The sequence below is a fragment of the Nocardioides ginsengisoli genome (assembly GCF_039537225.1).
Taxonomy (GTDB): domain Bacteria; phylum Actinomycetota; class Actinomycetes; order Propionibacteriales; family Nocardioidaceae; genus Nocardioides; species Nocardioides ginsengisoli.
The window spans coordinates 196,369-217,771 of sequence record NZ_BAABAC010000037.1; the positions used below are offsets into that span (position 1 = coordinate 196,369).

Here is a 21,403-nt window from a genome sequence, read left to right on the forward strand (position 1 = left end):
GCGTTGCGCGACCGAGACGTCCGGTACGACGCCCCCACGTCCCCAGGAAATGACTTGCGCCGGACGAAACGAAACCGTACCGTTTCATCCATGGTTCCCCGTCGCAGCCGCCGTGAGGCGTCCAGTCGTCCCCGCATCGAGGGCGACCGCGAGCAGGAGATCCTCGACGCCACGCTCGCCGTCCTCGTCGACGTGGGCTACGACCGGCTCACCATGGACGCCGTCGCCACCAAGGCGAAGGCGTCCAAGGCGACGCTCTACCGGCGCTGGGAGGGCAAGGCGGCGCTCGTCACCGACGCGCTGATCTCCCAGAAGACGCCGCTCGAGGTGCCCACCGACACGGGCTCCCTGCGCGGCGACCTGCTCTCCGTGTTCTGCGCGCCGGGCGGGCTGACCGACGAGCACCAGACCGCGATCCTCGGCAGCGTCATCACCGCCATCGGGCGCGACGCGGAGTTCGCGGCCGCCTTCCGGGAGCGCTTCATCGCCCCCAAGGTCGCCGTCGCCCGGCAGATCTACGAGCGCGCCCACGCTCGTGGCGAGCTCCGCGACGACGTCGACCTCGAGATCCTCTCCGCCGCGCTCCCCGGCATCGTCCTGCACCGCATGTTCCTGCTCGGTGAGCAGGCCAACCCCGACCTGATCGCCCGCGTCGTCGATCAGGTGATCGTCCCGGCCGCCACCCGCGGCTGATCTCTCCTCACACTCGAAGGAATCTCATGACCGAGATCGAACCGGCCGACGCGTCCACCGCGCGGTCGCCGGAGGCCACCGTCACCTCCGGTCCCCGGCACCCGGGCTGGGCGCTCGTCCTGATCTGCGTCGCGCAGCTCATGGTCGTGCTCGACAGCACGATCGCGAACATCGCCCTGCCGTTCATCGGCAAGGACCTCGACATCACCGGCGCCAACCTCTCGTGGGTCGTCACCGGCTACGCGCTCGCCTTCGGCGGCCTGCTGCTCCTCGGCGGCCGGCTGGGCGACCTCTTCGGCCGCCGCCGCGTCTTCATGATCGGCGTCACCCTCTTCGCCGTCGCGTCCGCCCTCGGCGGCATCGCCCAGAACGAGGCCATGCTGCTCGGCTCCCGAGGCCTGCAGGGTGTCGGCGCCGCGCTGGCCTCCCCCACCGCGCTCGCGCTGATCACGACGACCTTCCCGGCCGGCCCGCAGCGCAACCGCGCGTTCTCGGTCTTCGCCGCCATGTCCGGCATCGGCGCGGCCATCGGCCTGATCCTCGGCGGCTGGCTCACCAACCTCGACCCCGGCTGGGGCTGGCGCCTGACCTTCCTCATCAACGTCCCGATCGGCCTCGCCGCGGCGTACTTCGCGCCGAAGCTGCTGCCCGACAGCGACCACCACGCCGGTGAGCTCGACCTGCCCGGCGCCGTCCTCGGTACGGCGGGCCTGCTCGCGCTGGTCTTCGGCATCACCCGCACCGGCAACGTCGACACCGCGACCCACCAGCCCTACGGCTGGAGCGACCCGACCGCGCTCACCTTCATCATCGGCGGCGTGGTCGCGCTCGTCGCGTTCATCCTCATCGAGCGCCGGATCAAGCACCCGCTGCTGCCGCTCAACATCTTCGCCAGCCGGCCGCGCGCGGTCGCCTTCGTGTCGATGATGATCACCCCGGCCGCGATGTTCGCGATGTTCTTCTTCCTCTCGCTCTACGTCCAGGACGTGATGGGCTACAGCCCGCTGCGCACCGGCTTCGCCTTCCTGCCGTTCGCGGTCGGCATGGTGTTCGGCGCGACCGCGTCGTCGAAGCTGATCTCGCACGTCGACCCGCGCTTCCTCGCCGGCACCGGCACGATCCTGGCTGGCTTCTCGCTCTTCATGTTCTCCCGGCTCGACATCAGCACGTCGGCCTCGAACATCATCGCGGCGGTCAACGGCGCCAACCTCGGCGACTCCGTCAACTACTGGACCCAGATCGCGCCGTTCATCGTCACCATGTCGATCGGCATGGGCCTGACCTTCGTCCCGATGACGCTCGTCGCCGTCCACGGCATCCGCGCCCAGGACTCGGGCATCGGCTCCGGCGTCCTCAACACCATGCAGCAGGTCGGCGGCGCGCTCGGTCTGGCGACCCTGTCGACCATCGCCGCCCACTTCACCACCGAGAAGCTCGGCCCGATCATGGCCTCCCTGCAGCAGGCTGGCGCCGACCTCACCAACCCGGTGGTCGGCACCAAGGCCTACTTCGCGGCCTTCTCCGAGGGCGCGACCAACGCCTTCCTCACCGGCGCGTTCATGATCTGGACCGCATCGGTGATCGTCTGGGCCCTGCTCGGCGTCAAGCACACCGAGCTGGCCACCGAGGCGCCCGAGGGCGTCCACGTGGGTTGATCGTCGGCTGATCGAGACTAGCCAGCCAGTGAGCGGGCCACCGAGCGCACCAGCTCGGTGGCCCGTCTCGCGTCTGCGGCCGTGCTGCCCGCGAGGCCGCACGCCGGCGTGACCACCAGCTGCCCGCCGACGACCTCCGGGTCGAGTCCCAGGACGTCGAGCCAGCGCAGCACCCGCTCCACGAGCGCCTTGTCCGAGGGCAGCGCCCCCGAGGTCGGCACGACGCCGAGCGCGATCGTGTCGCCCGCCTCCAGCGCCTCCGCCGCGGCGTCCATCCCGTCGGCGTCGAGCAGCGCCAGGTCGACCATCACCCCGGCCGCACCGGCCCCGCGCAGCAGCGCGAGCGGGACGTCGGGCGCGCAGCAGTGCACCCACGGCACCGCCCCCGCGTCCCGTACGGCGGCCAGGACCCACTCCAGCGCCTCGCTCGCCTCCGGCGGATGGATCGTCCGGTGCTTCCCGAACCCCGACGCCGTCGGCACCGCGCCCGCCATCACCGCGGGCAGCGCCGGCTCGTCGAGCTGGACGACGAGCTCGGCGGCGGCCGGCAGCCGGCGGCGCAGGTCGCCCACGTGGTCCGCGACCGCCTCGGCCAGCGCCTGCGCCAGCTCACGCCGCGCACCGTGGTCGGCGAGGAGCTTGTCGCCGCGCGGCCGCTCGACCGTCGCGGCCAGCGTCCACGGTCCGGCGACCTGGGTCTTGAACGAGCCGGTGTGCCCGGACGCCCGCTCCTCGAGCGCGTCGAGGTCCTGGGCGAGCAGGCTGCGCGCGCGGCGCTGGTCGAGCGGCGTCGCACCGGACGATCCGGTCAGCCGCCAACCGCCCGGCTGCAGGTCGGCGTCCAGCTCGGCGATCAGCCCGAGGGTGCGGCCCGTCATCGCGGCGATCGCGCCGCGGCCGGGGACCTCCGGCACGTGGCCGATCCCCTCGTCGCCGGTCAGCTCGCCGAGGACGACGGCGAGCGCCTCGTCGTAGTCGCGCTGCGTGTCCCCGGGGAAGGATCCGATCCCCGTCGCCCTCACGCGGTGACCCGCCGGGTCGCGGTGATCGTGGCCGAGCCGACGACCCGGGTGCCGTCGTAGACGACCGCGGCCTGTCCGGGCGCGATCCCGTCGGCGGTGTCGATCAGGTCGATCACGAGTCCGTCCTCCCCCACCCGTACGACGGCGCGGTGCTCGGCGCCGTGGGCCCGCAGCTGCACGGTGACCCCGTCGCCGTCCAGGACCGTGCCGGGCTCGAGCGGACGCCCGCACCAGCGCAGCCGGTCGCCCTCGACCCGGTCGACCGCGAGCCGCTCGCGCGGGCCGACGGTGACGGTGCCGGAGACCGGCTCGATGTCGAGCACGTAGCGCGGCCGGCCGTCGGGGGCGGGCCGGCCGAGCCGGAGCCCCTTGCGCTGGCCGATCGTGTAGGCATAGGTGCCGGCGTGGTGGCCGAGCACCTCGCCGGTGACGTCGTCGCGGATCTCTCCGCCCTGGTTGGGCGCCCGGTCGCCGAGCTTCTCGCGCAGCCAGCCGGCGTTGTCGCCGTCGGCGACGAAGCAGATGTCGTGGCTGTCGGGCTTGTCGGCGACGAGCAGGCCGCGCGCGGCCGCCTCGGCGCGCACGCGGTCCTTGGTGGTGTCGCCCAGCGGGAACAGCGAGTGGCGCAGCTGCTGCTCGTCGAGGACGCCCAGCACGTAGGACTGGTCCTTCGCCCCGTCGACCGCCCGGTGCAGCTCGATGTCGCCGTCGGCCGAAGCCCGCACGGTCGCGTAGTGGCCCGTCGCGACGGCGTCGAAGCCCAGCGCCAGCGCCTTGTCGAGCACCGCGGCGAACTTGATCTTCTCGTTGCACCGCAGGCACGGGTTGGGCGTCTGCCCGGCGGCGTAGGTGTCCATGAAGTCCTCGACCACGTCGGTGTGGAAGCGGTCGGAGAGGTCCCAGACGTAGAACGGGATGCCGATGACGTCGGCCGCGCGGCGGGCGTCGTTGGCGTCCTCGATGGTGCAGCAGCCGCGGGCGCCGGAGCGGTACGACTTGGGGTTGCGCGAGAGCGCCAGGTGGATGCCGGTGACGTCGTGGCCCGCCTCGGCGGCGCGCGCGGCGGCGACGGCGGAGTCCACTCCCCCGGACATGGCGGCGACGACCCTCATACCACTCCCCCGGTCAGGCGCGGGCCGCGCGGGCGCGCTCGACGCACGGGCCGATGGCCTCGGCGACGGCCTGGACGTCGGCGGCGGTGCTGGTGTGGCCGAGGCTGAAGCGCAGCGAGCCACGGGCCTCGGCGCTGGTCCGACCCATCGCGAGCAGGACGTGCGAGGGCTGCGGGACGCCGGCCGAGCAGGCTGATCCCGTGGAGCACTCGATGCCGCGCGCGTCGAGCAGCATGAGCAGCGAGTCGCCCTCGCAGCCCGGGAAGCCGAGGTGGACGTTGCCGGGCAGCCGGTGCCCCGGGTCGCCGTTGAGGACGGCGTCGGGCACCGCGCGCCGTACGCCGGCGATCAGCTCGTCGCGCAGCGCGCACAGCCGGGCGGCATGCTCGGCCTGCTGCTTGACGGCCAGCTCGACCGCGGCCGCGAAGCCCGCGATGGCCGGGACGTCGAGCGTGCCGCTGCGGACGTCGCGCTCCTGGCCGCCGCCGTGGAGCAGCGCGGCGAGCGCCACCTCACGCCGTACGACGAGCGCACCGACGCCCTGCGGACCGCCGACCTTGTGCCCCGACAGCGAGAGCGCGTCGACGCCCGCGGCGGCGAAGTCGACCGGCACCGCGCCGACCGCCTGGACCGCGTCGGTGTGGACCGGGATGCCGTGCTCGGCGGCGACGGCGACGACCTCGTCGATCGGCTGCAGGGTGCCGACCTCGTTGTTGGCCCACATCACCGTGATCAGCGCGACCGACGCGGGATCGCGCTCGACGGCGGCACGCAGCGCGTCGACCCGCAGCCGGCCCCGCTCGTCGACCGGGAGCAGCTCGACGTCGGCGCCCTCGTGCTCGGCCAGCCACTCGAGCGGGTCGAGGACGGCGTGGTGCTCGACCGCCGTCGACAGCACCCGGCCCCGGCGCGGGTCGGCGTCGCGACGGCTCCAGAAGAGCCCCTTGACCGCGAGGTTGTCGGCCTCGGTGCCGCCGGAGGTGAACACGACCTCGCCGGGCCGGCAGCCGAGCGCCTGCGCGATCGTCTCGCGCGACTCCTCCACCACCCGACGCGCGCGACGCCCGGAGGCGTGCAGCGAGCTGGCGTTGCCGACCTCGCGGAGCTGGGCGGTCATCGCCTCCACCGCGACGTCGGTCATCGGCGTCGTCGCGGCGTGGTCGAGGTAGACCGTCCGGGCGTGGTTCATGGCGACTCCAAGGTTACGGCGCGTCCGGGGGCGGAGCCCAACCGCGTCCGCCCGCTACCGTGGCGCGGTGAGCGACGGGCCGGAGCTGGTGATCGCGGGCGCCGGGATCGCGGGTCTCGCCCTGGCCGCCGGCCTCGCCCACGCGGGCGCTCCGTGGCGCTGTCGGCTCTACGACGAGCGGCCCGAGCTGGGCAGCAGCGGCGGCGCGATCTCGCTCTGGCCGACCGCGCTGGCCGCACTCGACCGGATCGGCGTCGGCGCCCAGGTGCGGGCGGCCGGACACCCGGTCGGCGCGGGCTCCGTGCGGTCGGCACGCGGGCGTCTGCTGCGTTCGCTGGACGTCCCGCTGCTCGCCGTACGGCGGGGGGTGCTGGTGGAGATCCTGCACGCTGCCACCGCCGCCGACATCGCCTTCGGCACGGCCGTGACGGGCTATGCGCGCACCGCGCGCGGCGTCCGGGTGGAGACGTCCGCCGGGCCGGTCGAGGCCGACGCGCTGGTCGGCGCCGACGGCTTCCGCTCGCTGGTGGCGCGGACGCTGCAGCCCGCCCTCCGCGAGACGTACGCCGGCTACCCCGCCTGGCGCGGTCTCGCCCGGGCCGACGGGCTCGACGCGGTGCAGCTGTGGGGCGCCCGCCAGGAGTTCGGGGTGGTGCCGCTGGGCGACGGTCTCGCGTACTGGTTCGCGACCGTCCGGGAGCCGGCGGGCGGGACCGCCGACGACGAGCTCGCCCACCTGCGTGCGGCCTTCGCGGGCTGGCCGGACCCGGTCCCGCGGGTCCTCGACGCGACGGCACCGGACGCAGTGGGCCGCAACGACATCCTCGACCGGCAGCGGCTCCGGCGCTGGACCGACGGACCGGTCGTCGTCCTGGGCGACGCGGCACACCCGATGCGCCCGCATCTGGGCCAGGGCGGCGCTCAGGCGCTGGTCGACGCGGCGCTGCTGGCCGAGCTGCTCGGCGCACCGGGTGCGGCGGCTCCGGCCTTCGCCGCCTTCGAGCGGCAGCGTCGTCGTCCGGCCGAGCGGGTGGTGCTCACCTCCCGCCTGGCGAGCCGGGTGGTCGACGCGCCGCCGGCCGTGCACCGGCTCTCGTCGCTGGTGCCGGACGGCCTGCTGCTGCGGACCCTCAGAGGACGACCAGATCGTCGCGGTGGATGACCTCGCGCTCGTAGGCCGCACCGAGCTCGCGCTTGAGCTCGCGGGAGGAGCGGCCGAGCAGGGTCGGCAGCTCGGCGGCGTCGAAGTTGACCAGTCCGCGCCCGACGACCGTGCCGTCGGGGTCGAGCAGGTCGACCGGGTCGCCCGCCGCGAAGTCGCCCTGGACGCCGGTGATGCCGGCGGCGAGCAGCGACGCCCGGCGCTGGACGACGGCCCGCACCGCGCCCGCGTCGAGGACGACCGCGCCCTTGCCCTCGGTCGCGTGCCGCAGCCAGAGCAGCCGGGTGGGGCGGCGCTTGCCGGTGGCGTGGAAGAGCGTGCCGACCTGCTCCCCCGCGAGCGCCGGCGCGGCGCAGTCGGCGGAGGTGAGCACGACCGGGATGCCGGAGCCGGTGGCGATCGCCGCGGCGTCGACCTTGGTGACCATGCCGCCCGTGCCGACACCGGCCGCGCCGACCGAGCCGACGACCACGTCGGCGAGGTCGTCGTCGGTGCGGACGTCGGTGATCAGCCGGGCGCCGGGGCGCGACGGCGGACCGTCGTAGAGGCCGTCGACGTCGGAGAGCAGCACCAGCAGGTCGGCGTGGACGAGGTGGGCGACGAGCGCCGCGAGCCGGTCGTTGTCGCCGAACCGGATCTCGGACGTCGCGACCGTGTCGTTCTCGTTGACGATCGGGATGACGCCGAGCTCGAGCAGCTGCGCGAACGTCTGGTGGGCGTTGCGGTAGTGGGAGCGCCGGGTGACGTCGTCGAGGGTGAGCAGCACCTGCCCGGCGATGAGGCCGTGGCGGGCGAGCTCCTCGGTGTAGCGGTGGACCAGCAGGCCCTGTCCCACGCTGGCGGCGGCCTGCTGCGCGGCGAGCCCGCGCGGCCGCTTGCGCAGGCCGAGCGGCGCCAGGCCGGCGGCGATCGCACCGGACGACACGAGCACCACCTCCGCGCCGCGGGCGCGCGCGGCGGCGAGGACGTCGACCAGCGCGCTGACCCGCTCGGGGTCGATGCCACCGGAGGCGGTGGTGAGGGAGGACGAGCCGACCTTCACCACGATCCGGCGGGCCGCGGTGACGGCCGCCCGCTCACTCACCGGGGTCGTCCTCGAGCCAGGCGTCGTCGTCGGTGGCCGGCTTGAGGTCGGGGTCTTCCTCCGAGCCGATCTCGTAGGAGGTGGGTCCGTAGACGTCGGGCTGGTCGATGCGGCGCGCCACGTCGGCACGCGTCTCGCCCTCGGCCCGGTCGCCCAGGTGCTCCTGGATCTCGCGGCGGCGAGCGGCGGCCGGACGCTCCTCGTGGAAGCGGTCGTCCTCGCCCCGACGCGAGAGATTCTCGGCGCCCGCGTCGATGCCCGGACGGAAGTCGAAGACCACCGAGTTGTCGGTGGGCCCGATGAGGACGGCGTCGCCCTCCTCGGCGCCGAGCGCGACCAGCTTGGCCTCCACGCCGAGCCGGTTGAGCCGGTCGGCGAGGTAGCCGACGGCCTCGTCGTTGCTGAAGTCGGTCTGCCGCACCCAGCGCTCGGGCTTGGGTCCGCGGACCCGCCAGCCGGCGCCGGTGCGCTTGATGGTGAAGCCGTCGTCGTCGACCGCCTTGGGCCGGACCACGATCCGCGCCGGGATCTCGGACGCCTTCGCGTGCCGCGCCTCGGTGACGATCTCGGCCATCGCGTAGATCAGCTCGCGGGTGCCCTCACCGGAAACCGCGGAGATCTCGAACACCCGCAGGCCGCGCTCGCGCAGCTCCTCGACGACGAGCTCGGCGATGCCGCGCCCGTCGGGGACGTCGACCTTGTTGAGCGCCACCAGGCGGGGGCGGTCGTCGAGACCGCCGTAGCGGCTGAGCTCGGCCTCGATCACGTCGAGGTCGTCGACCGGGTTGCGCCCGGGCTCGAGCGTGGCCGTGTCGAGGACGTGGACCAGCGCCGCGCAGCGCTCGATGTGGCGCAGGAAGTCGTGGCCCAGGCCGCGGCCCTCGGCCGCGCCCTCGATCAGGCCGGGGACGTCGGCGACGGTGAAGATCGTCTCGCCGGCGGTGACCACGCCGAGGTTGGGGACCAGCGTGGTGAACGGGTAGTCGGCGATCTTGGGCCGCGCCCGCGAGATCGACGCGATCAGGCTGGACTTGCCGGCGCTCGGGAAGCCGACCAGGCCGACGTCGGCGACGACCTTGAGCTCGAGGACGACCTCGAGCTCGTCGCCGGGCTCGCCGAGCAGCGCGAAGCCGGGGGCCTTGCGCGACTTCGAGGCGAGCGCCGCGTTGCCGAGCCCGCCGCGACCGCCCTGGGCGACGACCAGCTCGGTGCCGGGGCCGACCAGGTCGGCGATGACCTCGCCGTTGCGGTGCTTGACGACCGTGCCCGCCGGCACCGGCAGGACCAGGTCGGCGCCGTGCGAGCCGTTGCGCCGGTCGCCGGCGCCGTGGCCGCCGTGCTCGGCCTTGCGCCGCGGGCTGTGGTGGTAGTCGAGCAGCGTGGTCACGTCGGGGTCGACGCGCAGCACCACGGATCCGCCGGGCCCGCCGTTGCCACCGTCGGGACCGCCGAGCGGCTTGAACTTCTCGCGGTGCACCGACGCGACGCCGTTGCCGCCACGACCGGCGGACACGGACAGGATCACGCGGTCGACGAACGTGGGAACGGCCATGGGGATCAGTCTTTCAGTAGAAAATGGTTGAAGGGCGCCCCGAACCGGGACGCCCTTCGAAGCCTCAGGTCAGAGTGAGCGTCGCTCACTCACCCGGGACGATGTTGACGACCTTGCGGCCGCGCTTGCGGCCGAACTCGACCGCACCGGGAACCAGCGCGAACAGGGTGTCGTCGCCACCGCGACCGACGCCCGAGCCCGGGTGGAAGTGGGTGCCACGCTGGCGGACGATGATCTCACCGGCGTTGACCAGCTGGCCGCCGAAGCGCTTGACGCCGAGGCGCTGGGCGTTGGAGTCGCGGCCGTTCTTGGTGGACGCCGCGCCCTTCTTGTGTGCCATGTTTCAGTCCTTCGAAAATGGTGTCGAGTCCGGTGAGACTCAGAGCTTGATGTCGGTGACCTTGACCTGGGTGTACTTCTGGCGGTGACCCTGGCGCTTCTTGTAGCCGGTCTTGTTCTTGTACTTCTGGATGATGATCTTCGGGCCCTTGGTGGCACCGAGGACCTCGACCGTCACGGCGGCCTTGTCGAGACCGGTGCTGGTGACCGTCTCGCCGTCCACGGCGAGCACGACCGGCAGGGTCAGGGTGTCGCCGACGGGCGTGGAGACCTTGTCGATCTCGATGACGTCGCCGACAGCGACCTTCTCCTGCTTCGCGCCTGCGCGCACGATCGCGTACACCACCGGGCTCCTTCTGGTTCAACGTCTGGGTCTACGGCACACTGCGGAATCCCGCGTCGCGACTGCTCATCGCGAGATGCCGGGTGCCAGCAGAACGGAACGCCTCGGCGGCGCACCGACGAACAATGTTACGGGCCGGGCCCGGATCCGCCAAAACGCGGGGTCCGGGCCGGCCCCGGGGGTCAGCGCTTGCGCGCGCCCTTCTTCTTGATCGGGACGTGCTCGACGTGGGGCTCCTCCGCAGGAGCCTCCTCGGCGGGCGCCTCCTCGGCAGCGGGCGCCGCCACGGGGGCCTCGGCGGTCACCGGCGGGCCGGCGGGGCGGCTCGCGGCACGACGGCGGGTCCGGGTCACGACCGTGGTCGTGACCACCGGCTCCGGGGCCGGCTCCGGGGCCGGCTCCGGCGTCGGCTCGGGCTCGACGGCCTCCGCGGGCGCCTCGACGACCTCGGCGGGCACCTCGACGGCCTCGACGGTCTCGACGGTCTCGACGGCCTCGACGGCCTCGACGGCCTCGGTCACCGCGGCGGTCGCCTCGACGGTGTCGACCGGCTCGACAGCGTCAACCGGCTCGACAGCGTCCACGGCCTCGGCGGTGTCGGCGGTCTCCTCCTCGTGAGCCGGCTTGGCCATCGCGGCGACGTCCTTCGGCGACGGCACGGCCGCCTGCCCGTTCGAGCCGTTCGAGCCGTTCTGGCCGTTCTGGCCGTCCTGGCCGTCCTGGCCGTTGCCGCCCTGGCCCTGCGCCTGGCCGCCCTGGCCGCGGCCCTTGCGGCGCCGGCTGGAGCGGGACTCGCCCTCCCCCGGAGCCGGCGTGATGCCCGAGCTGCGCTTCGGCTCGACCGGCAGCTCGTGCACGATCAGGCCGCGGCCCTGGCAGTGCGTGCAGGTCTCGCTGAACGCCTCCAGCAGACCGGTGCCGATCCGCTTGCGAGTCATCTGGACCAGGCCGAGCGAGGTGACCTCGGCGACCTGGTGGCGGGTCCGGTCGCGGCCCAGGCACTCGACCAGGCGCCGCAGCACCAGGTCGCGGTTGGACTCCAGGACCATGTCGATGAAGTCGACGACGATGATGCCGCCGATGTCGCGCAGCCGGAGCTGGCGGACGATCTCCTCCGCGGCCTCCAGGTTGTTCTTGGTCACCGTCTCCTCGAGGTTGCCGCCGGAGCCGGTGAACTTGCCGGTGTTGACGTCGACGACGGTCATCGCCTCGGTCCGGTCGATGATCAGCGATCCGCCGGAGGGCAGCCAGACCTTGCGGTCGAGGCCCTTGGCGATCTGCTCGTCGATCCGGTACGTGGCGAACAGGTCGGGGACGCCGTCGCCGGACTCGTGGTGCTCGAGCCGCTCGGCGAGGTCGGGCGCGACGTGGTCGACGTAGTCCTTGACGGTCTCCCACGCCTCGTCGCCCTGGACGACGAGCTTGGCGAAGTCCTCGGTGAACAGGTCGCGGACCACCTTGAGGGTGAGGTCCGGCTCGCCGTACAGCAGCTGCGGGGCGTTGCCCTTGGCGACCTTGGACTCGATGTCCTCCCAGCGCGCCTTGAGCCGCTCGACGTCCCGTGTCAGCTCGTCCTCGGACGCGCCTTCGGCGGCGGTGCGAACGATGACGCCGGCCGACTCGGGAACGATCTCCTTGAGCAGCGCCTTGAGCCGCGCGCGCTCGGTGTCGGGCAGCTTGCGGGAGATGCCGGACGTCGTGCCGTCCGGCACGTAGACGAGGAAGCGGCCGGCCAGGCTGATCTGGCTGGTGAGGCGGGCGCCCTTGTGGCCGATCGGGTCCTTGGTGACCTGGACCAGCACGGTCTGGCCGGACTGCAGGACCGACTCGATCTTGCGGGGCTCGCCGTCCTTGTGGCCGAGCGCGCTCCAGTTGACCTCGCCGGCGTACAGCACCGCGTTGCGGCCCTTGCCGATGTCGATGAACGCGGCCTCCATCGAGGGCAGCACGTTCTGGACCCGGCCGAGGTAGACGTTGCCGATCAGCGACGTCTGCGACTCGCGGGCGACGTAGTGCTCGACGAGGACCTTGTCCTCGAGGACGGCGATCTGGGTGAGGTCCTTGCGCTGGCGCACGGCCATCACGCGGTCCACCGACTCGCGGCGGGCCAGGAACTCGGCCTCGCTCACGATCGGCGCACGGCGGCGGCCGGCCTCGCGGCCCTCGCGACGCCGCTGCTTCTTGGCCTCCAGGCGGGTGGAGCCGGAGATCGAGGTGATCTCGTCGTCGGCGGAGCGCGGCTTGCGGACCCGGGTGACCGTGTTCTCCGGGTCGTCGCCCTCGGCGTCTCCCCCGGACTCTCCGGCGCGGCGACGACGGCGGCGACGCCGCGACGACGAGGAGGAGCCGCCCTGGGCGCCCCCCTCGGACTCGTCGGACTCCTCCGACGCCTCACCCTCGGCGGACGCCGCGGCCTCGGCGGCCTCACCCTCGGCGGCCTCACCCTCGGCGGGCTGGCCGGCCTTCGCGGACTTCTCGGACCGCGGCCGGCCGGCCTTGGGCCGGTCGCCCTCGGCAGCACCCTCGGTACCGCCCTCGGCGGCGTCGTCGTCGGACTCCTCGGCGGCGTCGTCCTCGGATCCCGCACCGGCGGGCTTGCGGCGACGGCGGCCGCCCCGGCGACGGCGGCGACGCGGAGCGGACTCGTCGTCGCTCTCGTCGTCGGTCGACTCCTCGGCCGCGGGCTCTTCGGCGACCTCGGCCTCCTCGGCGACCTCGGGCTCAGCCTCGACGACCTCGGCCTCGGGCTCGGGCTCCTCGGCGACCTCGGGCTCCGCGGCCTCGGCCGGCGCCTCCTCGACGGGGGCCTCCTCGATGGGCGCCTCCTCGACGGGCGCCTCCTCGACGGGCGCCTCCTCGACGGGCGCCTCCTCGACGACGGCCTCGGCCGGCGCCTCCACGGGTGCCTCCACGGGCGCCTCGTCGGGGACGAGCAGCAGCTGCTCCGAGGTCGACTCCGCGACCGCGGCCGCCTTCTTCGCGGCGGTCTTCTTCGCCGTGGTCTTCTTCGCGGCGGTCTTCTTCGCCGCGGCAGTGGTGGTCTTCTTCGCGGCCGTCTTCTTGGCGGCCGTCTTCTTCGCCGCGGTCTTCTTCGCCGCGGCAGTGGTGGTCTTCTTCGCGGCCGTCTTCTTGGCCGCGGTCTTCTTCGCCGCCGCCTTCTTGGCGGGCTTCGCCGCGGCGGTGGGCGCCTCGGCGGCAGGAGCCTCCGGAGCGGGTGACGAGGCCTCGGTGGGCGTGTCGGTGTTGGTCGGCGCGTCGTTCATGTGGCGCTACTCCTCCACCCGGCGCTCGCGCGCACGGGGTGTGTCATCGGCGCTCGCGCAGCGCGCGGCGCCGTAAGCCTTCGTGGGACGACACCCTCCGCGGAGCGTCACTGGAGGCCGTCCGTTCGCCTGCCGCGGTCGCTCTGTGCGTCGCGTCGGGCGCTCGTCCGTCTCCACCGTGCCGACCGGTCAGTTGTGCCTGCCGTCCGGCGAGAACGTCGTCAGATCGCACCGCACGCGGTCCTGTGGGACGCGCGCGGGGGGTAGATCTGTGGCGAGTATCGCACACGCCACTCAGACGACCGGCATCAACGCTCCGCCAGCGGGTCGCCGATCGACTCCGCGGCCCGGTCGAGGACGCCTTGGGCGACGCGGGTGAGCAGTCCGGATCCGGCGACCTCGAGGCCGCTGACCTCGCGCAGACCGGTGAGCACGTCGTCGGGCCGTACGGCGGGCACGGTGTGCTCGAGCAGCAGCTCCAACGCTCCGTCCGCGGTCACCGCGAGCCGGACGACGGCCGCGCGGCAGTCGAACGACCGCATCCCTTTCTTCGTCATCCGCTCCACGGTGACCGACTCGGTCGCCAGGAACGCGGCGACCGCCTCCGCGGCCCGCTCGGCCGGCGTGTCGCCCAGGTCGATCAGCCAGTGGCTGGCCGTGAGCAGGTCGGACAGCGAGCCGGGGCTCGACGTCGCGGCGTCGACGGTGGCGACGACGTCGAGCCCGTCGGGCAGGACGGCGTCGAGCGCGGCGCCGATCTCGGCGGGGTCGCGCTGCTCGGCGAGGCCGAGCTCGACGTACTCCGACTCGCTGGCGGCGCCCGTCGGGGACGCGCCGGCGTAGGAGATCCGCGGGTGCGGGTGGAAGCCCGACGAGTAGGCCATCGGGATGCCGGCGCGGACGACGGCTCGCTCGATGGCACGGCTCACGTCGCGGTGGCTGGTGAAGCGCAGCCGACCGCGCTTGGCGTACCGGATCCGCAGCTTCTGGACCGGCGGTGCCTGCTGCTCGGGCTGCTGACGACTCACAGGGCCGGATCGTAGATCAGGGCAGCACCGCGCCCCGCATCTGCGGGGATGCGTAGACATGGGTGATCCGGACGCCGTCGAGCCACGCGGTGAGCCGCTCCGCCTCGCGTGCCAGCGCCGCACGTGCGTCGGCGCCGACGTCGTGGCGCAGCACCAGGTGCACGCGGGCGTCGTCGTCCTGCACCCAGCAGCCGACGATCCGGCCGTTCCACCACGCGGTGTTGCCGGCGTTGCCGTTGCTGTCGAAGAGGAACGGCGTGTCCGCGGCGTCGAGGTAGAAGGCGCGCTCCTTCCACCCCATGACCGTCGGGTCGAGGGTCGGCAGCAGCGCCGCCCAGGGCTCGACTCCCCCGTCGACGGGTGCGGTGTCGTCGGGCAGCACCCACCCGGTGCCGCCGTCGTCGAACGCCACCTCGACGGCCGCGACGTCGGCCAGCGCGCGTCGCACGATCGTCTTGGTCGCGCCGAGCCACCAGACCAGGTCGGCCTCGGTGCCGGGGCCGAAGGTCCACAGCCAGCGCTGGACCAGCGCGGCATAACCCTCCGCCTGCGGCAGCGGCTCCGCCACCTCCCCCAACCAGTGGGAGGTCGTCGTCCAGGTCGGCTTGTTGAGCCGCCAGTGGCCGGCGTTGTCGGCGCGGAGCAGGCGTCCTTCGGCGCCGAGCATCGTCATCACCCGCGGCGCGAGCGGGACCTCGCCGCCCCACTTGCTGTCCGGGTTGCCCCGCACCACACTGCCGGCCAGCATCGCCACGCTCTCCCGGATCTGCGCGGTGGTGCGCGGCTCGCCGTCCGCGAGCAGGGCCAGGACGTCGGCCTCGGCTGCGGCGATCCAGGCGTCGGGGTCGTCGGTGATGCCGTTGGCGCGCAGGTCCTTGACGACGAGCGCCCGCTGCTGGGCGCCGACGCGGGCGGCCGCGCTCCCCCACGCGGCCGGCAGCAGCGCGCGCGGGAAGACGAACAGGGTGCGGCGCATCGCCAGCTGCTTCACGATGCTGCGGTCGTCGTACAGCGCCTTGTCGACGTCGGCGACGCTCACGTCCTCGACCCGCGCCCACAGCGCGAGGTGGACGGTCGCGGCCTCGGTTGCGTGCAGCACGGTGAGGGCCTCGGTCGCCGCCTCCACGCTGGGATGCGGCCGCGCCAGCCCGTGGCGTACGGCGAGACGGCGGCGGCGTTCGTCGTCAGTGATCCTCAGCACCACGCCATCGTCGCGCATCGGCGGTTGCGTCGTCGGGGTCCGACGATTGTTAGAGTCCGCACCCATGGAGTCCGTGCCAGCGCGTCGTGTGCTGATCATCGTTCCCGCGTGGAACGAGGAGGCGTCGATCGGCCGGACCATCGATGAGATCAGCGCCACGGTGCCCGACGCCGACCTGCTCATCGTCGACGACGGATCGGCCGACCGCACTGCCGCCGAGGCCGAGCGGCACGGCGCGCGGGTGTGCCGACTGCCCTACAACCTCGGCGTCGGCGGCGCGATGCGCACCGGCTACCGCTACGCGCTGCGCAACGGCTACGACGTCGCCGTCCAGATCGACGCCGACGGCCAGCACGACCCGCGCTATCTCACCGAGCTCCTCGAGCGGCTCGACACCGCCGACGTCGTCATCGGCGCCCGGTTCGCGACGCCCGACGACCCCTACCGGGTCCGCGGGCCGCGCCGGTGGGCGATGATCCTGCTCGCCTGGGTGCTGTCGCGGGTCGCCGGCACCCGGCTGACCGACGTCACCTCCGGCTTCCGCGTGGCCAACCGGCGCGCGATCCAGGTGTTCGCCGCGCACTACCCGGCCGAATACCTCGGCGACACCGTCGAGTCCCTCGTCATCGCCCAGCGCGCCGGCTGTCGGATCACGCAGGTCCCCGTCACCATGCGGGCCCGCGCCGCCGGCCAGGCGAGCCAGTCGCCGCTGAAGGCGGCGGTCTACCTCTCCCGCGCGATCGTGGCGCTGGTGCTGGCGCTGGTGCGCGACTGGTCGTCGCAGACCGAGCACCTCACGCCCACCACACCGACCACGCCCAACCCCGGGAGCGCCGCATGAACGGGACGACGGTGCTCGGGCTCGTCGCCGCGGCGACCGTGCTGGTGCTGCTCTTCGAGATGATGCGGCGCCGCCGGCTGCGCGAGAAGTACGCCATCATCTGGGCGATCGTCGCCTTCGGCATCGCGCTGCTCGCGGTGTTCCCGGCGATCCTCACCGAGGCGACCTCGCTGCTCGGCCTGCAGGTGCCGTCGAACCTGCTGTTCTTCGGCGGCTCGATCGTGATCTTGATGCTGACCCTGCAGCACAGCTCCGAGCTGGGCCGGCTCGAGGAGCGGACCCGCACCCTCGCCGAGGAGATCGCGCTGCTCCGCCTCGAGCTCGACGACTCCCCCGCGGACGACGACGCGTGAGCGCCGACGGCACCCCGGTGCTCGAGATCTTCGTGCCCTACTGGGGCGATCCGGGCCTGCTCTACGACGCCCTCGACAGCGTCCGCGCGCAGACCAGCCCGGACTGGAGCGTCATCGTCGTCGACGACGCCTATCCCGACCCATCGGTCGCCGCGCACTTCGCGCAGGAGCAGGACCCGCGGATCCGCTACCTCCGCAACGAGACCAACCTCGGCATCGCCGCGAACTTCCAGAAGTGCCTCGACCTCGCGTCGGGCGACCTCGTCATGTTCCTCGGCTGCGACGACCTGCTCGAGCCGACCTTCGTCGCGCGGGCCCGGGCCACGCTGGCGTCCTACCCGGACGCGAGCATGCTGCAGCCCGGCGTCCAGGTCATCGACGACGACGGCCGCCCCTGCGAGCCCCTCGCCGACCGGGTGAAGCGCTGGCTGCGCCCCAAGGTCGACGGCCCGACCCTGCTCGGCGGCGAGGCGCTGGCGCGCAACCTGCTGCACGGCAACTGGCTGTACTGGCCGTCCCTGGTGTTCCGCACCGAGCAGGTGCAGCGCTACCCCTTCCGCCAGGACCTGCCGATCATCCTCGACCTGGCGCTGATCCTCGACCTGATCGCCGACGGCGCGCAGCTGGTCCTCGACCCCGAGGTCACCTTCAAGTACCGGCGCCACACGGCAAGCCTGTCCGGCGTCGGCCTGCTCGACGGCAGCCGCTTCGACGACGACCGCCGCTACTTCCTCGAGGCCGAGCAGCAGATGCGCGCGCGGCGCTGGTCGAAGGCGGCCCGGGCCGCCCGCAGCCGCTGGACGTCGCGGATGCACGGGATGTCGATGGTGCCCGGCGCTCTGAAGGCGCGGGACTTCGCGGGCGCGCGGGTCGCGCTGCGGCACGCCGTACGGCGCTGAGCCTGCTGCTCGCTCAGCCCGCGTAGGTCGCGAGCTGCACGAACTCGTTGTACTTGAACACCTTGCCCGCCACGCGCGGGAAGGGGAACGAGTACGAGCGCTGCACCTGCAGGCCGAGGGCGTCGGCGTGCTCGCGCAGGCCGGCCTTGTCGACCCAGCGGATGTGGGTGTGGTCGCTGCGGTAGCCGACCTCCTGCGGGGTGATGAAGACGACCTTGCCGCCGGGCCGCAGGCACGGGAGGTACTGGCGGACGATGGAGTCGGCGACGTCGTACGACACGTGCTCGAGGACGTGGGCCAGCAGCAGCGAGTCGAAGGACGCGGGCGCGCCGAGGTCGGTCGCCCAGAACTCGTCGGTCGTGTAGGCGTCGAGGCCGGCCTGGCGGGCGATCGCGATGGAGTCGGCGTTGTGGTCGACGCCGATGCTGCCGGGGCCGAGGTTCTTGAGGTTGCGGCCGAGGCCGCAGCCGACATCGAGCGTGCGGCCGAGCTCGAGCCGGCGCAGGTTCCAGCGATAGGGACGCTGCACGTCGAGGAGCCGCTTCCACGCGGCACCCTCCTTGCGACGGAGGCGTTCGGCATAGTCGGAGCCCGCCGTCGCGGCCCCGCTGTCGATGTCGCGCTCGTCCACCATCGAGATCCCCCTCACGATCAGGGTGGTCTGCGAGCCACCCGCTCGACTCACCCTACGGGACCGCGCGGAACCGCCCGCTTGAGCGTTCCTCAGGCACTAGGGTGTCCGGCGTGAGCGATCCGTACGGCAACAATCCTTCCGGCCAGAATCCCTACGGCCAGAACCCTTACGGCCAGCAGAACCCCTACGGCCAGCAGCCGCCGAACCCGTACGGCGCGCCCCAGGGCGGCGGCTTCCCCGGGGGCTTCCCCGGCGGCGAGGCCGCACCGGTCAAGACCGACGGCGTCTCCATCGCGTCGTTCGTGCTCAGCCTGCTGTGCTGCACGGGCCTGATCGGCCTGATCATGGGCTTCATCGGCCTGTCCCGCACCAAGAACGGCCAGCGCAAGGGCCGCGGCTTCGCCATCGCCGGCATCGCGCTCGGTGTCGTCTCGGTGCTCGCGGGCATCGGCCTCGTCGTCGTCCTCGCGACCGGCGTGCTCGGCACGCCCATCAACGACCTCAAGGACGGCCAGTGCCTGACCGGCAACGGCCTGAACAAGAACGCCGACGAGGGCGTCAGCGGCATCCACGTCGTCGACTGCTCCGAGAGCCACGACGCGCAGGTCGTCGCGACCAAGACGCTGACGAAGTCGGAGGCCGACTCGTACGTCTTCGGCGACCAGAAGCAGATCGTCGAGAACTGCAGCCCGATGCTGAGCGCCGAGGAGCTGACCCTCGTCGCGAACCCCAAGTACTTCACCATCGCCCTGACCCAGAACAAGAAGCCGGCCAGCGGCGACAAGGTCGTCTGCGTGATCACCGACGCCGGCGGCGCGAAGCTGACCAAGAAGCTTCCCTGATCGGATGAGCAGCCGGTACGGCGGCAGGTAGCCGTCGTACCGGCTGCGACCGATCGTCAGCGGGTCGGCCCGCCCACCGCCGCCAGCAGGCGCGCGCAGGCCGCGTCCACGCCGCCGCTGACGTCGACGACCACTGCCTCGTTCGTGGCCGCATGAGCGGCGAGGCGCCGGTCGAGCTCGTCGATCGCCGCCACTCCCCCGTCCGCGTCGACGACACCGCGGATCACCTGGTGCAGCGCGTCGTCCGGGCGTTCGTAGAAGCGGAGGCCGGCCTCGCCGGCAGGCGCCTGCAGCAGCACGTGGACGTAGCGATGACCGCCGTCGACCGCCGCGGCCCGGGACCGCGCACGCTCGTCCTCGTTGCCCAGCATCTGCGGCAGCACGACGTCGTGCCCACCGTCGAGGTGGGCGCGGATCATCGCCGGCGCCACCGGGCACACCGTTGAGGTGGAGGAGCGTGGCCACCGCCGCACTCTACGACGGCCGGCCTGATCAATTCGGTCGCCGCAGGCTGCAGGCCAGGTCAGGATGACCGCATGGCACGGCGCATCATGTTCGTTCAGCTGAAGTCCGGCTACAGCACCGACCTCGGCCCGTCGTGGATCGGATGGGTCGACTTCAACCGCTCGTGGAACACCGCGCGCTACCGCGGCAGCGAGCTGCGCCGTACGGCGGGCTTGTGGGACGCCAACTTCATCGACGTCGAGACCGATGAGACCTATTGGCTCTCCGGGCCCAAGCGCGATCGGACCGACACCCGCTACGGACCGGCCACCACCTCGGTCGACGAGGACGCCCGTGACGCCTACGAGGCGTTCCTCTGCGGTGCGGCGCTGCCCGGGCGCGAGAACGGCTGAGATGCGCACCGACCTGACCGACATCCAGACGCAGGCCGATGCGGACAATCGCACCGTCACCGGCGCCGACGGCGAGGTCTACGCCCGCCGCACGACCCGGATGGCGCGACGCCAGGCCGACGAGCTCATCGCCGCGGGCACGCCCCTGGTCTTCGAGCGGTACGGCGACGCACTCTTCGACTGGTGCGACGGCGCCGACGCCGCTTCCGTCTGGGCGAGCGAGCGAACGTACGTCATCACCTCGGAGCCGACCGCGAAACAGCTGGCCAAGCATGCGATGTGGACCGCCGGGCTGTGGGAGTCCGGCGACGGCGCGCGACTGGTCTATCTGAGCGGCCGCTGCTGACGGGCCGCCTCGACCGCGCCCACCACCGCCCGGTAGGTGGCCTCGAGGTCACCGCTCGCGTCGACATGGACGACGTCGTCCACCGCCTCGGCATTGCCCGCCAGCCGCCGATCGAGCGCCCCGATCGCGTCGGAACCGCCCTGCCCGTCGACGGTCCGGCGGATCACCGCGTTCAGCGTGTCGTGCTCAGAACGGCCGTAGAACCGGGACTCTGCCACTCCGACCGGCGCCTGCAGGGCGATGTGCAGATAGTCATGGCCGGCGTCCAGGGCCGCGGCACGGAAGCGGGCACGCTGGTCCTCACTGACCAGCATCTGCGGCAGGACGACGTCGTGGCCGCCGTCCAGGTGTGCGCGGATCATGGCCAAGGCGACGGGACGGATGATCGCGCCGATGCCGTCGAAGTCGTCCTGCCAGCCTCCGACGAGGCGGCGGAGGCGGTCGACGTCGCAGTCGAGAACGCCGGGATGCTCCGCGACGTACCGCTGGGCGACCGTGCTCTTACCGATGCCCGGGGCGCCGTTGAGGTGGATGAGCGTGGCCACCCGAGGCAGCCTAGCTGCGCTCAGAAGGCGCCGGTGGCCTCGCGCTCGACTGCGGCCAGCCACCGCGGCAGTGCCTTCCGGCAGACCCTCGCCATGAGCCCGCGCAACGGCCATGGCGCCCACTGAGTGACGGTCCACGCCAGCACCACGCCTCGCTCCGAGGCAGTCAGCTCGCCGCGCTGCTCGGCGACCCTCCGCTCACCGCGGAAGACGTCGGCGACCAGCCGGTCGCCGGGAACGGCGTCGGTGATCATGTACCGCAGGCGGGTGGAGCCCACGGCCACCACATAGCTCGAGCCGGCCGTGCCGTCAGCGCCGTTCGACTCGACGAGCCGCACGCGGGGATCGAGCCGCGGGTGGGCCGCCGGGGCAGCGACGACGTCCCAGACCGCACGGGCGCCGGCGGCGATCTCGACCTCCCGGGTCGTCACGACCGCGCGAGG

The 21,403-nt window shown here is 73.0% G+C and carries 23 protein-coding genes; 9 read left to right on the plus strand and 14 right to left on the minus strand.

Features of this window, described 5'->3' with window-relative positions; translation table 11 throughout:
- Positions 1-90 precede the first annotated feature (90 nt).
- Entirely contained in the window at positions 91-693 is a 603-nt protein-coding gene (locus tag AB4880_RS19535) for a TetR/AcrR family transcriptional regulator (RefSeq protein WP_367920889.1), read from the plus strand.
- A gap of 26 nt (positions 694-719) precedes the next feature.
- The gene (locus tag AB4880_RS19540; protein WP_367920890.1) at positions 720-2,348 is read left to right on the plus strand and encodes an MFS transporter; all 1,629 of its coding nucleotides are present in this window, start codon (positions 720-722) and stop codon (positions 2,346-2,348) included.
- A gap of 17 nt (positions 2,349-2,365) precedes the next feature.
- Here AB4880_RS19540 and AB4880_RS19545 read toward each other — a convergent pair whose 3' ends face one another.
- From AB4880_RS19545 to AB4880_RS19555, 3 genes are read right to left on the minus strand one after another with little or no spacing between them, the layout of a single operon-like run.
- Positions 2,366-3,370 (minus strand): uroporphyrinogen decarboxylase/cobalamine-independent methonine synthase family protein, encoded by a 1,005-nt coding sequence (locus AB4880_RS19545; RefSeq protein ID WP_367920891.1) that lies wholly within the window; start codon positions 3,368-3,370, stop codon positions 2,366-2,368.
- On the minus strand, positions 3,367-4,482 hold the full coding sequence (gene mnmA / locus AB4880_RS19550) for a tRNA 2-thiouridine(34) synthase MnmA (protein ID WP_367920892.1): 1,116 nt from the start codon (positions 4,480-4,482) through the stop codon (positions 3,367-3,369). Before mnmA ends, AB4880_RS19545 begins: the two co-directional genes overlap by 4 nt.
- A gap of 13 nt (positions 4,483-4,495) precedes the next feature.
- Positions 4,496-5,671, minus strand: a complete 1,176-nt coding sequence (locus AB4880_RS19555) for a cysteine desulfurase family protein (protein WP_367920893.1) — start codon at positions 5,669-5,671, stop codon at positions 4,496-4,498.
- 67 nt (positions 5,672-5,738) lie between these two features.
- Here AB4880_RS19555 and AB4880_RS19560 point away from each other — a divergent pair, with 67 nt between their 5' ends.
- Positions 5,739-6,833, plus strand: a complete 1,095-nt coding sequence (locus AB4880_RS19560; RefSeq protein ID WP_367920894.1) for an FAD-dependent monooxygenase — start codon at positions 5,739-5,741, stop codon at positions 6,831-6,833.
- Here the strand turns inward: AB4880_RS19560 and proB are convergent.
- The 7 genes from proB to AB4880_RS19595 all read right to left on the minus strand — a co-directional run bounded on the left by proB (position 6,802) and on the right by AB4880_RS19595 (position 15,643).
- Entirely contained in the window at positions 6,802-7,917 is a 1,116-nt protein-coding gene (proB, locus tag AB4880_RS19565; RefSeq protein WP_367920895.1) for a glutamate 5-kinase, read from the minus strand. The genes AB4880_RS19560 and proB overlap by 32 nt on opposite strands.
- Entirely contained in the window at positions 7,910-9,469 is a 1,560-nt protein-coding gene (gene obgE / locus AB4880_RS19570; RefSeq protein ID WP_367920896.1) for a GTPase ObgE, read from the minus strand. The genes proB and obgE overlap by 8 nt, the downstream gene beginning before the upstream one ends.
- 85 nt (positions 9,470-9,554) lie before the next feature.
- Positions 9,555-9,809: a 50S ribosomal protein L27 gene (gene rpmA / locus AB4880_RS19575; RefSeq protein ID WP_308086007.1), complete on the minus strand. Its 255-nt coding sequence runs from the start codon at positions 9,807-9,809 to the stop codon at positions 9,555-9,557.
- A 39-nt stretch (positions 9,810-9,848) separates the two neighbouring features.
- On the minus strand, positions 9,849-10,151 hold the full coding sequence (gene rplU / locus AB4880_RS19580; protein WP_367920897.1) for a 50S ribosomal protein L21: 303 nt from the start codon (positions 10,149-10,151) through the stop codon (positions 9,849-9,851).
- 182 nt (positions 10,152-10,333) lie between these two features.
- Positions 10,334-13,414, minus strand: coding sequence for an Rne/Rng family ribonuclease (locus tag AB4880_RS19585; RefSeq protein ID WP_367920898.1), 3,081 nt, complete (start codon positions 13,412-13,414; stop codon positions 10,334-10,336).
- Between the two features lie 308 nt (positions 13,415-13,722).
- Entirely contained in the window at positions 13,723-14,442 is a 720-nt protein-coding gene (locus AB4880_RS19590; RefSeq protein WP_367920899.1) for a TIGR03936 family radical SAM-associated protein, read from the minus strand.
- Positions 14,443-14,458: 16 nt separating this feature from the next.
- Positions 14,459-15,643 carry a winged helix DNA-binding domain-containing protein gene (locus AB4880_RS19595; protein ID WP_367920900.1) on the minus strand — a complete coding sequence of 395 codons (1,185 nt, stop codon included), beginning with the start codon at positions 15,641-15,643 and terminating at the stop codon, positions 14,459-14,461.
- Between the two features lie 64 nt (positions 15,644-15,707).
- On the opposite strand from AB4880_RS19595, the gene AB4880_RS19600 reads away from it, so the two are divergent.
- From AB4880_RS19600 to AB4880_RS19610, 3 genes are read left to right on the plus strand one after another with little or no spacing between them, the layout of a single operon-like run.
- Complete coding sequence (locus AB4880_RS19600) at positions 15,708-16,484, plus strand: glycosyltransferase family 2 protein (RefSeq protein ID WP_367920901.1); 777 nt, start codon at positions 15,708-15,710, stop codon at positions 16,482-16,484.
- Positions 16,481-16,837, plus strand: a complete 357-nt coding sequence (locus tag AB4880_RS19605) for a DUF2304 domain-containing protein (protein WP_367920902.1) — start codon at positions 16,481-16,483, stop codon at positions 16,835-16,837. Before AB4880_RS19600 ends, AB4880_RS19605 begins: the two co-directional genes overlap by 4 nt.
- Positions 16,834-17,736 carry a glycosyltransferase gene (locus tag AB4880_RS19610; protein WP_367920903.1) on the plus strand — a complete coding sequence of 301 codons (903 nt, stop codon included), beginning with the start codon at positions 16,834-16,836 and terminating at the stop codon, positions 17,734-17,736. The genes AB4880_RS19605 and AB4880_RS19610 overlap by 4 nt, the downstream gene beginning before the upstream one ends.
- 13 nt (positions 17,737-17,749) lie before the next feature.
- On the opposite strand, the gene AB4880_RS19615 is transcribed toward AB4880_RS19610, so the two are convergent.
- Positions 17,750-18,370 carry a class I SAM-dependent methyltransferase gene (locus AB4880_RS19615; RefSeq protein ID WP_367920904.1) on the minus strand — a complete coding sequence of 207 codons (621 nt, stop codon included), beginning with the start codon at positions 18,368-18,370 and terminating at the stop codon, positions 17,750-17,752.
- A gap of 110 nt (positions 18,371-18,480) precedes the next feature.
- On the opposite strand from AB4880_RS19615, the gene AB4880_RS19620 reads away from it, so the two are divergent.
- Positions 18,481-19,212: a DUF4190 domain-containing protein gene (locus AB4880_RS19620; RefSeq protein ID WP_367920905.1), complete on the plus strand. Its 732-nt coding sequence runs from the start codon at positions 18,481-18,483 to the stop codon at positions 19,210-19,212.
- 56 nt (positions 19,213-19,268) lie between these two features.
- Here the strand turns inward: AB4880_RS19620 and AB4880_RS19625 are convergent, their stop codons facing one another.
- Positions 19,269-19,643, minus strand: a complete 375-nt coding sequence (locus AB4880_RS19625; RefSeq protein WP_367920906.1) for a hypothetical protein — start codon at positions 19,641-19,643, stop codon at positions 19,269-19,271.
- Positions 19,644-19,748: 105 nt separating this feature from the next.
- Here AB4880_RS19625 and AB4880_RS19630 point away from each other — a divergent pair, with 105 nt between their 5' ends.
- Positions 19,749-20,069: a hypothetical protein gene (locus AB4880_RS19630; RefSeq protein ID WP_367920907.1), complete on the plus strand. Its 321-nt coding sequence runs from the start codon at positions 19,749-19,751 to the stop codon at positions 20,067-20,069.
- Between the two features lies 1 nt (position 20,070).
- Positions 20,071-20,415, plus strand: a complete 345-nt coding sequence (locus AB4880_RS19635; RefSeq protein WP_367920908.1) for a hypothetical protein — start codon at positions 20,071-20,073, stop codon at positions 20,413-20,415.
- On the opposite strand, the gene AB4880_RS19640 is transcribed toward AB4880_RS19635, so the two are convergent.
- Both AB4880_RS19640 and AB4880_RS19645 read right to left on the minus strand, forming a co-directional pair.
- Positions 20,394-20,960, minus strand: a complete 567-nt coding sequence (locus AB4880_RS19640) for an AAA family ATPase (RefSeq protein WP_367920909.1) — start codon at positions 20,958-20,960, stop codon at positions 20,394-20,396. The genes AB4880_RS19635 and AB4880_RS19640 overlap by 22 nt on opposite strands.
- Positions 20,961-20,980: 20 nt before the next feature.
- On the minus strand, positions 20,981-21,391 hold the full coding sequence (locus tag AB4880_RS19645) for an SRPBCC family protein (RefSeq protein WP_367920910.1): 411 nt from the start codon (positions 21,389-21,391) through the stop codon (positions 20,981-20,983).
- Positions 21,392-21,403 lie beyond the last annotated feature (12 nt).